This is a genomic window from Rhizobium sp. 862_C5_N1_2, from assembly GCF_051811205.1.
GTDB lineage: Bacteria > Pseudomonadota > Alphaproteobacteria > Rhizobiales > Rhizobiaceae > Rhizobium > Rhizobium leguminosarum.
This window is the reverse complement of record NZ_JBPWPT010000001.1, coordinates 2,852,289-2,866,192: the sequence shown is the minus strand read 5'-3', so window position 1 is coordinate 2,866,192 and position 13,904 is coordinate 2,852,289. Positions and strand designations below refer to the sequence as shown.

At 60.4% G+C, this 13,904-nt stretch carries 12 protein-coding genes; 6 read left to right on the top strand and 6 right to left on the bottom strand.

The genetic code is table 11. The features are described 5' to 3' along the window. Positions 1 to 21: 21 nt before the first annotated feature. The 5 genes from ACD590_RS14420 to ACD590_RS14400 all read right to left on the bottom strand — a co-directional run bounded on the left by ACD590_RS14420 (position 22) and on the right by ACD590_RS14400 (position 5,012). Positions 22 to 1,083 carry an ABC transporter ATP-binding protein gene (locus tag ACD590_RS14420; RefSeq protein WP_018242907.1) on the bottom strand — a complete coding sequence of 354 codons (1,062 nt, stop codon included), beginning with the start codon at positions 1,081 to 1,083 and terminating at the stop codon, positions 22 to 24. Between the two features lie 12 nt (positions 1,084 to 1,095). Beyond that, on the bottom strand, positions 1,096 to 1,884 hold the full coding sequence (locus ACD590_RS14415) for an ABC transporter permease (protein WP_018446585.1): 789 nt from the start codon (positions 1,882 to 1,884) through the stop codon (positions 1,096 to 1,098). Next, a complete protein-coding gene (locus ACD590_RS14410; protein ID WP_018242905.1) occupies positions 1,881 to 2,774 on the bottom strand; it encodes an ABC transporter permease in 894 nt (297 codons plus the stop codon). Before ACD590_RS14410 ends, ACD590_RS14415 begins: the two co-directional genes overlap by 4 nt. Positions 2,775 to 2,845: 71 nt before the next feature. Continuing rightward, on the bottom strand, positions 2,846 to 3,949 hold the full coding sequence (locus ACD590_RS14405; RefSeq protein ID WP_018242904.1) for an ABC transporter substrate-binding protein: 1,104 nt from the start codon (positions 3,947 to 3,949) through the stop codon (positions 2,846 to 2,848). A 190-nt stretch (positions 3,950 to 4,139) separates the two neighbouring features. Beyond that, positions 4,140 to 5,012, bottom strand: coding sequence for a MurR/RpiR family transcriptional regulator (locus ACD590_RS14400; RefSeq protein ID WP_018242903.1), 873 nt, complete (start codon positions 5,010 to 5,012; stop codon positions 4,140 to 4,142). A 179-nt stretch (positions 5,013 to 5,191) separates the two neighbouring features. Between ACD590_RS14400 and ACD590_RS14395 the strand changes: the two genes are divergently transcribed. The 6 genes from ACD590_RS14395 to ACD590_RS14370 all read left to right on the top strand — a co-directional run bounded on the left by ACD590_RS14395 (position 5,192) and on the right by ACD590_RS14370 (position 13,092). Further along, positions 5,192 to 5,962 carry an N-formylglutamate amidohydrolase gene (locus ACD590_RS14395; RefSeq protein WP_439002822.1) on the top strand — a complete coding sequence of 257 codons (771 nt, stop codon included), beginning with the start codon at positions 5,192 to 5,194 and terminating at the stop codon, positions 5,960 to 5,962. 119 nt (positions 5,963 to 6,081) lie between these two features. After that, complete coding sequence (locus ACD590_RS14390) at positions 6,082 to 7,638, top strand: amino acid permease (RefSeq protein ID WP_018242901.1); 1,557 nt, start codon at positions 6,082 to 6,084, stop codon at positions 7,636 to 7,638. Between the two features lie 145 nt (positions 7,639 to 7,783). Next, positions 7,784 to 9,151, top strand: a complete 1,368-nt coding sequence (locus ACD590_RS14385) for a glutamine synthetase family protein (protein ID WP_018242900.1) — start codon at positions 7,784 to 7,786, stop codon at positions 9,149 to 9,151. Between the two features lie 207 nt (positions 9,152 to 9,358). After that, entirely contained in the window at positions 9,359 to 10,744 is a 1,386-nt protein-coding gene (locus tag ACD590_RS14380) for an aldehyde dehydrogenase family protein (RefSeq protein ID WP_439002821.1), read from the top strand. Further along, entirely contained in the window at positions 10,741 to 11,892 is a 1,152-nt protein-coding gene (locus ACD590_RS14375) for an iron-containing alcohol dehydrogenase (RefSeq protein WP_439002820.1), read from the top strand. Before ACD590_RS14380 ends, ACD590_RS14375 begins: the two co-directional genes overlap by 4 nt. 501 nt (positions 11,893 to 12,393) lie before the next feature. Next, complete coding sequence (locus ACD590_RS14370; protein ID WP_018242897.1) at positions 12,394 to 13,092, top strand: ParA family protein; 699 nt, start codon at positions 12,394 to 12,396, stop codon at positions 13,090 to 13,092. Between the two features lie 56 nt (positions 13,093 to 13,148). Here the strand turns inward: ACD590_RS14370 and ACD590_RS14365 are convergent, their stop codons facing one another. Beyond that, positions 13,149 to 13,904: an ABC transporter ATP-binding protein gene (locus ACD590_RS14365; protein WP_439002819.1), complete on the bottom strand. Its 756-nt coding sequence runs from the start codon at positions 13,902 to 13,904 to the stop codon at positions 13,149 to 13,151.

The following is a 13,904-nucleotide window of genomic DNA, read 5'->3' as shown; positions in this document are numbered from 1 at the left end:
GGCGAGGTCGCGCTACGCTGGTTAGTCGCGGATGATGAGCAGGTCGGCTGCCATGAAGCGCAGCGTCACCGTTTCGCCGGCCTGCGGCGGGGTGGTGCCCGGGCTGTTGAACATGTCGAAGGAGATGACATTGCCCCCAACATTCATGCGGGTGCGGATGACTGATCCCAGGAAGTGGGCCGAAACGACCTGACCGGTCAGTGCCGTGTCGCTCTTGACACTGTCGGAGAGGGAGCCGGCTTCCGGACGCAGCGCCAGCGAAATGGTTTCGCCTGCCTTGTGGGCTGCGACCGACTGCTTCAGCGTTATGCCCTGATCGCCGATCTGGATGCGGTTGGTATCGGGATCGACGACCTTGGCCTCGATGAGGTTCAGCGTGCCGACGAAGGAGGCGACGAAGCGCGTCGCTGGTGTGTTGTAAATCTCGAAGGGCGAACCGATCTGGTCGGCCTTACCGGCATTCATGACGACAATGCGGTCGGAGATTGACAGGGCTTCCTCCTGATCGTGGGTGACGAAGACCGTGGTGATGCCGAGTTGCTGCTGGATCTGGCGGATTTCCTCGCGCAGCGACACGCGGATCTTGGCGTCGAGTGCGGAGAGCGGCTCGTCGAGCAGCAGCACCTGCGGCTTGACGGCAAGCGCACGGGCAAGGGCTACACGCTGCTGCTGGCCGCCCGACAGTTGATAGGGGAAGCGGTCGGCCAGGTGATCGAGCTTGATCAGGCCGAGCATTTCGTTGACGCGGGCGTCGACCTCAGGCTTCGGCGCGCCTGCCACCTTGAGGCCGAAGGCGACGTTGTCGTGCACCGTCATGTTGGGGAACAGCGCGTAGGCCTGGAACACCATGCCGATATTGCGCTGGTTCGGCTTCAGCGAGCTTTGATCCTTGCCGTTGATGGTCAGCGTGCCGCCAGTCGGCGTTTCAAAGCCGGCGATCATGCGCAGGACGGTCGTCTTGCCGCAGCCCGACGGTCCGAGAAAGGAGATGAACTCACCCTTCTCGATCGTCATGTTGAAGTTCTTGACGACCTGAACCGGGCCGAAGGATTTCTGAATGTTGTTCAGCGTGAGAAAAGACATGAGCCAGATACCTTAAGCCTTTGCCGGGGCGGCTTTGCCGAAGCGGGAAACGAGGTTGAGCAGGCCCATGCTGAGCCAGGTGATCGAGAAGGCGATGACCGCAAGCGCCGAAGGCTCGTAGGCCTTGTTGGCGCCGACGAGCTGCAGGTAGGGACCGAAGGCCGGACGGTTCAAAAGTGCGGCAAAGGTGAATTCGCCCATGACGATCGCCAGCGTGATGAAAGCGCCTGAGAGCACGCCGCTCATGACATTCGGGAAAATGCACTTGAACATGATGGTCGTCCATCGGGCGCCGAGGCTTTCGGCCGCTTCCGTCAGCGTGCGGACGTCGATCGCGCGCATGGCGGTATCGACGGCGCGGTACATATAGGGCAGGGACAGCGTGATATAGGAGAAGACCAGCAGGGCGTTGGTGCCGGTCGTCGAACCCGTCAACGGTAGGTAAGAGGACGAATTATACATTCTGAGGTAACCGAAGACGATGACGATCGCCGGAATGACAAGCGGCAGCAGCGTGATGAATTCGACGACCGGACGCATCTGCGGCAGGCGCAGGCGCACCCAATAGGCCGTCGGCACGACGAGCAGCATGCCGAAGACGATGGTCAGAAGCGCCATCAACATGGAATAGCCGAAGGTCTCGCGGAACTGAATGTCGGAGAATACCGACTCATAAGCATCGAGGCTGTATTCGCCGCGGCGCATGCGCAACGAAAACTCGATTGTGCCGATCAACGGAATGACGAAATAGGATGCACCCAGAATGACAGCGATCCAGGCTCCGAGACGTTGAGCTTTCATTTCTGCCACCGTTCGGCGCGCATGCGCAGCATGAGGTAAAGGACGTTGGAGACGCCGGTGATGACGATCATTCCGAGCGCGATCGCGTAACCGAGATTGGCATTGTGCAGAACGTCGCCGCGGATCTGCGCGTAGAGCAGGATCGGCACGATGTTCAGCGAGCTGCCGGTCAGCGCGAAAGCGGTGGCGATGGCGCCGAAAGCATTGGCGAAGAGCAACAGCGTCGTGCCGAGCAGGCTCGGCCAAAGGATCGGCAGCGCGACCATCGTCCAGTACTGGCGGTTGGTGGCGCCGAGGATCTGCGAGGCTTCACGCCATTCCTTCTTCATGCCGTCGAGGGCCGGCGTCAGGATCAGCACCATCAGCGGTATCTGGAAATACATGTAGGTGATGGTGAGGCCTAAGAAGGACAGCAGATTGAAGCCGGTGCCGTAGAGATTGAAGCCGAACCATTCGCGCAGGAAAATCGTCACAAGCCCGGTGCGGCCGAGCGTTGCGAGAAAGGCGAAGGCAAGGGGCACGCCGGCGAAATTCGAGGCGACACCGGAGAAGGTCAAGAGCGTCGAACGGACGGAGGCGGGCAGGCCACCGAGCACGACGGCCCAGGCGAGGAAGAAGCCGATCAGCGCACCGCCTAGAGCCGACGCCACCGAGACACGGATACTGATCGAGTAGGCGCTCATGATGGATGGGGTAAAGAGATCACCGATATTCTTCAGCGTGAAATCGCCCTCGGGCGTCAGGAATGCGCCCGCCACAAGATAAAGCGTGGGGATGATCAGGAACAGCAGGGAGAAAATGATGAAGGGTGCAATGCCCAGCCAGTCGATCACGCGATCTCTGTTGATCAAGGGGGCACTGCGCACCATAGGCGTTGAAACGGTGCTCATGGAAAAGCTCATCCTGGGGCGTCGGAGTGAGAAAACCTCCCCGCCTTGCGGCGGGGAGGCAGGATTAGAGGCTACTTGACGGCGGCGCCGACGACGGAATCCCAGTTCTTGGTGATGGCTTCCTTGCCAGCGGACTGTTCTTCGAGCGTCGGGAAAACGGCCTTTTCATAGGCTGCAGCCGGCGGCAGCTTGTCGAGCAGTTCCTTCGGGATCTTGTTGTTCTTGGCAAGATCGTTGAAGCGGATCGGGTGGCAATAGCCCTTCAGCCAGCCGAGCTGACCTTCGTCGGAATAAAGGTATTCCATCCAGAGCTTGGCAGCGTTCGGGTGCGGAGCGAAGGCGGAGATAGCCTGGACGTAGACACCGGCAACGACGCCCGACTTCGGAACGACGACCTCGAACGGAGGATTGCCCTTGAGGCTTTCTCCCCAGGAGAGGGCGTTGTAATCCCAGGCAACGATGATCGGCGTCGAGCCCTGCGCGAACGGAGCCGCCTTGCCCACGACCGGCACGAAATTGCCGTTCTTGTTCAATTCGGCGAAGAATTTCAGACCTTCTTCGCCGGCCTTGGCAGCGTCACCGCCGGATGCGGAAAGACCGGCGGCATAGACGCCCTGGACGGCCTGGTTGGCGGTGCGGGGGTCGCCTGCGAGGGCAACGCTGTTTGCGTAGTCGCTCTTTTTCAGGTCGGCCCAATCGGCGGGCGATTCCTTGACGAGATCCTTATTCACGAGGAACGAGAGAACGCCGTAGTAGTCGCCGTACCAGTAGCCTTCGGCATCCTTGGCGGTATCCGGGATGGAGTCCCAGGTGGAGACCTTGTAAGGCTGGATCAGGCCGTCTTTCTTTGCAGACGGGCCGAAAGAGAGGCCGACGTCGATGACGTCAGGAGCCTGCGGGCCGGTGTTGCCCTTGTTGGCCTTGATGGCTTCGACTTCGTCGCCCGAACCCGCATCCGGGTTGAGCTCGTTGACCTCGAGGCCATACTTGGCCTTAAAGCCGGCAATGACTTCGCCGTAGCCGCACCAGTCGTGCGGAAGAGCGATCGTCGTCAGCGTGCCTTCCTTCTTGGCGGCGGCGATAAGTTCAGCGCTCGGCTCGGCAGCGGCAATCGCGGTCGAAGCCACGATCATCGCAGTAGAAAGCGACAGTAGTCGAGAAATGTTAGAGATCACTGTTGTTCTCCTTCGGGTTTTCAGTGTCTGGCGATGCTGTTAATGAGCTTACATGAAGCTTGTATGACGATTGGATGACGTTCATTTCACCCTAAATAGCAGGCGGTTGCGGCAATGTTTCATTTGCGACAGCGCGCCGTGGTTCCGTGAAAATCCGTCATTGTTTTTCTTCTGTTTTAATCTTGTCCTCCTAGCCGGGTTTACGGAAAAGCCTGGTCTGCTCGAACAGGCCTTCCAGTGTCTTCATGCGCTCCTTCGTCTCGTCCCAGGTCGAATTCTGAACGGCCTCGATCAGCGCTTCGACGATGAAAAGGGTGACGACGGAGGAATCCCAGGCCGACGGCGCCTCGATCCGGACGCGAAAAGCATGCCTGGCGAGCTTGGCGGCGGGCGAGGCCCACTGGTCGGTGAAGACGACGATTTCGGCGCCACGCTTGCGGGCGGCGGTGGCGAGGCTCACCATCTCCTGCTCGTAGCGGCGGATGTCGAAGATGATCAGGATGTCGCCGGCATTCATGTTGAGGACATATTGCGGCCAGCTGCTGGAATTCGACGATAGCAGTGTCGTTGCCGGCCGGATGACCTGCATATGGGTGAAGAAATATTCGGCAAGCGCGCCAGTGATGCGACCGCCGACGAAATAAAGGCCGCGCTTACGGTCGGAGAGCAACGCGGCGACGCTGTCGAAAGTCGCGGTGTCGAGATCGGTCAGCGTCTGGCGCAGATTGCCCATGATCGCATCGGCGAAACGGTTGAGAATATGGGTGCCTGGGGCGTTCTGCGCCCAGCGGTCATGTTTGGCGATGGGGTTCGAGATCGTCGCCTCGACTTCCTGATGCAGATGCGCCTGAAAGTCCGGATAGCCCTTGAAGCCGAGCTTCTGCACCATGCGCACGACGGTCGGCGTCGAGACGCCGGCGTTCTCGGCGATCGTAGTGATGCTACCGAGCCCGGAGACCGGATAATTGTCGAGCAGGCTTTCGGCCAGCTGCTTCTCGGCACGCGTCAACACCCCCAAATGCGAGTGTATGACGTCCGAAACCGTCTTCGACGCAACTGTCACGTACTTATGCTCCCCGGGATGGTCTGGCGCCACTTTCCCACTCAAAGTTAACAACGCTGTCATAATCCATGTCAACCACTGTCATGAAAAGAAATTTTCAGTGGATGCTTGACACGGGTTGAAACCTGAAGAATTCTTTTCTTCATAAGGAATTTGTTAAGGGATAAGGAGTGGCGCCTTTGGTGCTAGCCCGACCGAAAATCCTCAGCGAAGCGGACGGTGACTGCGTCGGGATCGAGCGCATCCACGGCCGGAGTCCGGTGCTTCTCATCTGCGAGCACGCTTCGAATGCGCTTCCAGCCCTTTTCGGCGATCTCGGCCTGCCCAGCGAGGCGCTCTCCAGTCACATTGCCTGGGACCCGGGCGCGCTTGCGGTCGCCCGCAGCATATCGGAAGCGCTCGACGCGACGCTTGTTTACCAGCGGTTCTCGCGGCTTATCTATGACTGCAACCGGCCGCCCAGTTCACCCGGCGCCATGCCGGAAACCAGCGAGATCTACGCCGTTCCCGGCAACAAGGATTTGAGCCCTGAAGAACGGCTTGCGCGCACCGACGCGCTCTACGTTCCTTTCCATGACGCCATTCGCGGACTGATCCGCGATCGCCGGGCGAGGGGACAAGACAGCGTCATCGTGACGATGCACAGCTTCACGCCGGTCTATCACGGCCGCGAACGTGCCGTCGAACTCGGCATATTGCACGATGAGGACAGCCGGCTCGCCGACCGGATGCTGGAGGTCGCGGCCGAGGCGCCGCTTTACAGGACGGAACGCAACCAGCCTTACGGGCCTGAGGACGGCGTGACCCACACGCTGATCCTGCACGGGCTTTCGAACGGCTTGCGCAATGTGATGATCGAGGTCCGTAACGACCTCATCGCAGACGATATCGGCCAAGGGGTCATGGCCGACTATCTGAAACGGCTGCTCCAGCAAAGCCTGGACGCCTGACATAAAAAGAAGACCCGAGGGAGCAGTTTAACTGCGGACGTCCGCACGGCGAAAATGCCGCGGACAATTGGCACTGAACCGGCCGCAATCCCGCGGCCGATCGTGAACAGGGGGAAGTCATGTCGGATTATTCCGAACTGGACAAGAAGCAGGATGTGCACATCCTGCATTCCATGGGTTATGCCCAGGAACTCGAACGACGCATGAGTTCGTTCTCGAACTTCGCCGTATCATTCTCCATTATCTGCATCCTCTCCGGCGGCATCAATTCGCTGGCGCAGGCAACCTCGGGCGCCGGCGGAGCCGCCATCGGCATCGGCTGGCCACTCGGCTGCTTCATCTCGCTCGTCTTCGCCGTCGCCATGGCGCAGATCAGCTCCGCTTATCCGACGGCCGGCGGCCTCTATCACTGGGGCTCCATCCTCGGTAACCGTTTCACCGGCTGGCTGACCGCATGGTTCAACCTGCTCGGTCTCGTCACTGTGCTCGGCGCCATCAACGTCGGCACCTATTATTTCTTCATGGGTTCGTTCGGCACCAGCTATTTCGGGCTGACGGATACGACGATGGTGCGCATCGCCTTCCTCGTTGTCATCACCGGCGCGCAGGCGCTCGTCAATCACATGGGCATCGGACTGACCGCGAAGCTGACGGACTTTTCGGGTTATCTGATCTTTGCAACAGCAATCGCGCTGGCGGCCGTCTGCCTGATCGCAGCGCCCTCCTATGAGATCGGTCGCCTCTTTACCTTCGCCAACTATTCCGGCGAAGTCGGCGGCAATGTCTGGCCCTCCACTTCCGGTGCTTGGGTCTTCCTTCTCGGCCTGCTTCTGCCGATCTACACCATCACCGGCTATGACGCCTCGGCGCATACGTCGGAAGAGACAGTCAAGGCTGCCGAATCGGTCCCGCGCGGCATGGTCGCGTCGGTTCTCTGGTCGGCGCTTTTCGGATACATCATGCTCTGCGCCTTCGTTCTGATGCTGCCGAATATGGATGATGCGGCAAAGCAGGGCTGGAACGTGTTCTTCTGGGCGATGGACAGCCAGGTGAACCCGATCGTCAAGGATACTCTCTATCTTGCCATCTTGGTCAGCCAGTGGCTGTGCGGGCTTGCGACCGTCACCTCGGTCTCGCGCATGATCTTTGCCTTCTCGCGTGACGGCGGTCTGCCGGCATCGAAGGCCTTGTCGAAGGTCAGCCCGCAATACCGCACGCCGGTGGCTGCGATCTGGACCGGCTCGATCCTGTCGGTTCTGTTCGTCTGGGGTTCCTCGCTCGTTTCGATCGGCGACACGCCGGTCTATACGATCGTCGTCTCGTGCACGGTCATCTTCCTGTTCTTCTCCTTCGCGATCCCGATCACGCTCGGCCTGTTCGCCTGGGGCACGTCGAAGTGGGACAAGATGGGGCCATGGAACCTCGGCGAAGGCGTCTTCAAGCTCTTCGCGGTGCTGACTGTGATCGCGATGATCCTGATCTTCATCCTCGGCATCCAGCCGCCGAATGAATGGGCGCTCTACATCACCGTTGGTTTCCTGGTGCTGACCGCGATCGTCTGGTTCGGCTTCGAAAGCCGTCGCTTCAAGGGGCCGCCGATCGGCGCCGAAGTGGCAAAGCGTCAGGCCGAGATCGCGGCCGCCGAAGCAGCCGTCGGCGAAAGCGGCGAAAACTAAGCATCAAGGCTTCCCTCTCAAATGGCGGGGCCGCATCCTGCGGCCCCATCACGGTTCAACGAAAAGGCATCGGGCCGAAAAGTCCGGCCGAGCGCATGCGATTTCGTTGCCCCGATTTTGTCAATCCAATTCAGGCGGATCAATCATGAGCAGCAGCTACACAATCGACGACCTCAGGAAAGATGTTGCCGAAGGGCGCATCGACACGGTTCTGGCCTGCCAGGTGGATATGCAGGGCCGGCTGATGGGCAAGCGTTTCCAGGCGGAATATTTCGTCGAGAGCGCCTGGAAGGAAACGCACAGCTGCAACTACCTGATCGCCACCGACATGGAGATGGAGACCGTCTCCGGCTACAAGGCGACGAGCTGGGAGAAGGGCTACGGCGACTACACGATGAAGCCGGATCTTGCGACGCTGCGTCGAATTCCCTGGCTGGAAGGCACCGCGCTGGTGCTCTGCGATGTGCTTGACCATCATACGCTTGAGGAAGTCGCTCACTCGCCACGCGCGATCCTGAAGAAGCAGGTGAAGCGGCTCGAGGATATGGGCATGAAGGCCTACATGGCCTCCGAGCTCGAATTCTTCCTGTTCGACCAGAGCTATGAGGCGGCGCAGACTTCCGGCTACCGCAACCTCAAGCTCGCCAGCGCCTACAATGAGGACTACCACATCTTCCAGACCACCAAGGAGGAAGAGGTGATGCGGGCGATCCGCACCGGGTTGCAGGGCGCCGGCATCCCGGTCGAGAACTCCAAGGGCGAAGCTTCGGCCGGCCAGGAGGAGATCAACGTGCGCTACGCCGATGCGCTCGCCATGGCCGACCGCCACGCAATCATCAAGAACGGCTGCAAGGAGATCGCCTGGTCGAAGGGCAAGGCCATCACTTTCCTCGCCAAGTGGAATTACAATGCGGCCGGCAGTTCCTCGCATATCCACCAGTCGCTCTGGAGCCTGGAGGAAAAGCCGCTGTTCTTCGACCATGCCGGCAAGTACGGCATGTCGCCGCTGATGCACAATTACGTCGCCGGGCTTCTCGCCCATGCGAGCGAGATCACCTATTTCCTGGCGCCCTACATCAACTCCTACAAACGCTTCATGGCCGGCACGTTTGCGCCGACCAAGGCGATCTGGAGCAAGGACAACCGCACCGCCGGCTACCGGCTCTGCGGTGAGGAAACCAAGGGAATTCGTATCGAGTGCCGCGTCGGCGGCTCCGATCTCAATCCCTATCTCGCCTTTGCCGCGCTGCTTGCCGCTGGCATTGACGGGATCGAGAACAAGCTGGAACTCGAAGCCCCCTTTGTCGGCGACGCCTATGGCGGCAAGGGCGTTCGCGAAATCCCGCGCACGCTGCGTGCGGCCACGACCGAAATGACGGAATCGGCAATGCTGCGCAAAGCCTTCGGCGACGACGTGATCGACCATTACACCCGCGCTGCCGAATGGGAGCAGGAAGAATACGACCGCCGTATCACCGACTGGGAAGTGGCGCGCGGTTTCGAAAGAGCTTAATAGGCATTTGCGGGTTGCTTGCCCTTCACCCTAACCCTCCCCTCGTAAAAGCGGGGAGAGGGGACGTGCCAAACGCGGCGTCGATGTTGGGGAAAGCCGGTGCGGCATATCCTCTTCGCCCCGTTTACGGGGAGAAGGTGCCGGCAGGCGGATGAGGGGCTACGGCCTTCGCAAAGATATTGAAGAATACGAGGACAGGATTCGATCATGGCAATGATCCAATGCATTTCACCGGTTGACGGGTCGGTTTATGCCGAACGCGCAGCCCTTTCTTTCGATGCCGCCAGGGACGTGGTGGCGCGCGCGCGCAAGGCGCAGAAGGCCTGGGCGAAACGGCCGCTCGAAGAGCGTGTGCAGCTGGTGCTGAAGGGTGCTGCGCGGCTGAACGAGATGTCCGATGTCGTCGTGCAAGAGCTTGCCTGGCAGATGGGCCGGCCGGTAAAATATGGCGGCGAATACAAGGGCTTCAACGAGCGCTCCAACTATGTCGCTTCGATCGCGGCGGATGCGCTGGCGCCTCTCGTCGTCGAGGAGAGCGAGCGTTTCGAGCGCCGCATCGAGCGCCAGGCGCATGGCGTCGTCTTTGTCGTCGCGCCGTGGAACTATCCCTATATGACGGCGATCAATACGATTGCGCCAGCATTGATGGCCGGCAATACCGTGGTGCTGAAACATGCCTCGCAGACGCTACTGGTCGGTGAGCGGCTGGTGCAGGCCTTCACCGAGGCCGGTGTTCCCGAGGATGTGTTCCAGAACGTCTTTCTCGACCACGAAACGACGTCGGCGCTGATTGCCGCCGGCAGCTTCAATTTCGTCAACTTCACGGGATCGGTCGAAGGCGGGCGGTCGATGGAGCGGGCCGCCGCCGGCACCTTCACCGGCCTTGGCCTCGAACTCGGCGGCAAGGATCCGGGTTATGTCATGGAGGACGCCGATCTCGAGGCAGCCGTCGACACGCTGATGGACGGCGCGACCTACAATTCCGGCCAGTGCTGCTGCGGCATCGAGCGCATCTACGTGCATGAATCGCTCTATGACGCCTTCGTCGAGAAGTCGGTTGCCTGGGTGTCGAACTACAAGCTCGGCAATCCTCTCGATCCCGATACGTCGCTCGGGCCGATGGCACATAAGCGCTTCGCCAAGGTGGTGCGCGAGCAGATCGCCGATGCGGTTTCCAAGGGCGCCAAAGCGCTTGTTGATCCCAAGCTTTTCCCCCAGGATGACGGCGGCGCCTATCTTGCACCGCAGATTCTCGTCGACGTCGACCACTCCATGGCCTTCATGCGTGAAGAGACTTTCGGTCCGGCGGTCGGCATCATGAAGGTGAAGAGCGACGAGGAGGCCCTCGCTTTGATGAACGACAGCCAGTATGGGCTGACGGCCTCGCTCTGGACCAAAGATGTCGAGCGGGCAGGGCGGCTCGGTCGCGAGATCGAAACCGGCACTGTTTTCATGAACCGCGCGGATTATCTCGACCCGGCACTTTGCTGGACCGGCGTCAAGGAGACTGGCCGCGGCGGCTCGCTGTCGATCATCGGCTTCCAGAATCTGACGCGTCCGAAATCCTTCCATCTGAAGAAAGTCACAGCATGAGCAGCAACATCACCGCAAATTGGAGCTACCCGACATCGGTCAAGCTCGGCCGGGGCCGCATCACGGAACTGGCCGACGCCTGCAAGAGCCTCGGCATCAAGAAGCCGCTACTCGTCACCGACCGCGGCCTTGCCGCGATGGCGATCACCAAGACTGCGCTCGATATCCTCGAAGATGCCGGTCTCGGCCGCGCAATCTTTGCTGATGTCGATCCGAACCCGAACGAGAAGAACCTCGAAGCCGGCGTCAGGGCCTTCAAGGACGGCGGCCATGACGGCGTCGTTGCTTTCGGGGGCGGCTCCGGCCTCGATCTCGGCAAGTGCGTCGCCTTCATGGCCGGCCAGACGCGGCCGGTCTGGGACTTCGAGGATATCGGCGACTGGTGGACGCGTGCGAGTCTCGAGGGCATCGCCCCGATCGTCGCGGTGCCGACAACGGCAGGCACCGGTTCGGAAGTCGGGCGTGCCAGCGTCATCACCAATTCCGAGACGCATGTGAAGAAGATCATCTTCCATCCGAAGTTCCTGCCTGGGGTCGTCATCTCCGATCCGGAACTGACGGTCGGCATGCCGAAGATCATTACGGCCGGCACAGGTATGGATGCCTTCGCCCATTGCCTCGAGGCCTATTCCTCGCCCTTCTATCACCCGATGTCGGCCGGCATCGCGCTCGAAGGCATGCGGCTCGTCAAGGAATTCCTGCCGCGCGCCTATAGGGAAGGCACCGATCTGGAAGCCCGCGCCAACATGATGGCGGCGGCCGCCATGGGTGCGGTCGCCTTCCAGAAGGGGCTCGGCGCCATTCACGCGCTGTCGCACCCGATCGGCGCCGTCTACAACACCCATCACGGCATGACAAATGCGGTGGTGATGCCGGCGGTGCTGCGCTTCAACCGCAAGGCGATCGAGGAGAAGATCGGCCGCGCCGCCGCCTATCTCGGCATTTCCGGCGGTTTCGACGGGTTCTACGACTATGTGCTGAAGCTCCGCTCCGAACTCGGGGTGCCGGAGACGCTGTCGGCGATGGGAATCGCTGCCGACCGCATCGACGAATTGTCGGCCATGGCGATCGAAGATCCGAGTGCGGGCGGCAACCCGGTTGCCATGACGCTCGAAAATACCAAGGTCCTTTTCAGGGATTGCTTCTGACAATATAAGAGCGGACCTTTTGACTGGCCTGGAAAACCTCGGTTTTCCGGGCTTTTTTCGTTGCCGCGATATCCCTAGAGCCTTTCCTGGTCAGCTTGAAGCATTCTGTTGGCTCAAACGGAGTCGGATGGTCGACCGGCCGGCGCGCGTCGTAGCCAAGCTCTACGGCCAAGCCGGCCGGTCGATCAGCCGGCCCGTTTCAGCCAACCCGAAGGGCCGGGCATCTTTCCGCCAGGGCAGAGGCGATCGGCTCGGACGTACCAAGAGGTATGCCCTTCGCCAATCGCCTCTGCCCTGACGAAAACCTGCTCCGGCAGAATGATTCAAGCTGACCAGGAAAGGCTCTTGTTTTAGGGATGTGAAAAATACCGGCTGCAATTTCGCCGCGCGTGTTTCGAATTTGTTAACCATGATTAGAAAGGATGGATTAACCGCACGATGCTCCGAGGGTGCGTATAAGAGCGATTCCGGCTCGCACCTCTTTCCTTCCGAGGACCGAACATGCCTGTTATCACATTCGCAAATACCAAGGGAGGCGCCGGCAAGACGACCGCTGTTCTCCTGCTCGCGACCGAGCTTGCCCGCAAAGGCTATCGCGTCACCATTCTCGACGCCGATCCGCAGCACTGGATTTCACGCTGGCACGAGATCTCTGGTCACGTGGCCAATCTTTCGGTGATCGATTTCGTGACAACCGCCTCGTTGCCGCAGCATATCAGCGAGAACAAGCACAATACCGACTATTTCATCGTTGACCTGCCGGGTGCACGCAATCCGCTGCTTGCCACAGCCGTCGGCCTTTCCGACCACGTGCTGATTCCGATCCAGGGCTGTGCAATGGACGCGCGCGGTGGCGCGCAGGTGCTCGAACTGCTGCAGTATCTGGATGAGAAGGCCGGCATCAAGATTGGCCATTCGGTGGTGCTGACCCGCGTCAACTCGATGGTGACGACACGCGCGCTGCAAGTCGTCAAGTCGCTGCTCAGCGAGCGGCATGTGCCGGTGCTGGACACCGCAATTATTGAACGCTCCGCCTTTCGCGACATCTTCGACTGTGGCGGCACGCTGCACACGATCGATCCCGCGCGCGTCAGCAATCTCGACAAGGCCCGTGAAAACGCCACCTGTTTTGCCGAGGAAATGATGCGCAAGCTGCCAGTAAGGCTGGTGGCGTCCGCCCGCATGGCGACGGCAGCCTGAGTTCCCGCATCCTCGAACGAAGTGCATCCGGTTGGCTCCGCGACGCATTTCGTTTTTCAGGCGCTTGCCGTGCGGCTGCCATCATTGAGAGAATGAGCCAGAAGGTCGGAAAGCCGCCTTTTGATTTCGGCCAATTCGTCCGACATGCGATTGCGTTGTCGCGGCAGGCCTATATCGACCACCTCTAGAATGCGTCCCGGCCAGGGGCGCATCACGACGACGCGATCCGCCAAAAAGGCTGCCTCTTCGATATCGTGCGTGACGAGCAGCATCGTCGTGGCATTCACGCGCCATAGATCGATCAGATGATCCTGGAGTTCGACACGCGTCATCGCATCGAGTGCGGAGAAGGGCTCGTCCAAGAGGAGAACGGCCGGCTTCGTCACGAGTGCTCGCGCCAGGGCCACGCGTTGCGCCTGCCCGCCGGACAGCTCCTTTATCCAGCGCTTCTCGTGGCCGCGAAGGCCAATCTTCTCCAGGGCCGCCGATACCTGCTCATCCCGTTCGCTGCTTGCCAGATGGCGCAGGCCGAAACCGATATTGTCCGCGACTGTCAGCCATGGAAAGAGCCGGGGCTCCTGGAAGACGATATTCACGAGCGAGTCCGGCTCTGTCAGCAGCCGTCCCTCCAAGCTGATTTCGCCCAGTGTAGGGGCTTCGAGGCCCGACAACAGTCTCAGAAGGGTGCTCTTGCCGCAACCCGATCCTCCGATGACCGCGACCAACTCTCCCTTGCCGATACTGAGGGAGAAGTCTTGCAGAGCATGTGTTCCGTTTGGATAGATCTTGGATAGGGAGCGGATGTCAAGCAT

Bases quoted from the DNA above. Each gene is read 5' to 3' on its own strand.
- ACD590_RS14365 (WP_439002819.1), bottom strand. From the start codon at position 13,904: ATGCTTGACATCCGCTCCCTATCCAAGATCTATCCAAACGGAACACAT.
- ACD590_RS14370 (WP_018242897.1), top strand. From the start codon at position 12,394: ATGCCTGTTATCACATTCGCAAATACCAAGGGAGGCGCCGGCAAGACG.
- ACD590_RS14380 (WP_439002821.1), top strand. From the start codon at position 9,359: ATGGCAATGATCCAATGCATTTCACCGGTTGACGGGTCGGTTTATGCC.
- ACD590_RS14390 (WP_018242901.1), top strand. From the start codon at position 6,082: ATGTCGGATTATTCCGAACTGGACAAGAAGCAGGATGTGCACATCCTG.
- ACD590_RS14385 (WP_018242900.1), top strand. From the start codon at position 7,784: ATGAGCAGCAGCTACACAATCGACGACCTCAGGAAAGATGTTGCCGAA.
- ACD590_RS14415 (WP_018446585.1), bottom strand. From the start codon at position 1,884: ATGAAAGCTCAACGTCTCGGAGCCTGGATCGCTGTCATTCTGGGTGCA.
- ACD590_RS14410 (WP_018242905.1), bottom strand. From the start codon at position 2,774: ATGAGCACCGTTTCAACGCCTATGGTGCGCAGTGCCCCCTTGATCAAC.
- ACD590_RS14420 (WP_018242907.1), bottom strand. From the start codon at position 1,083: ATGTCTTTTCTCACGCTGAACAACATTCAGAAATCCTTCGGCCCGGTT.
- ACD590_RS14375 (WP_439002820.1), top strand. From the start codon at position 10,741: ATGAGCAGCAACATCACCGCAAATTGGAGCTACCCGACATCGGTCAAG.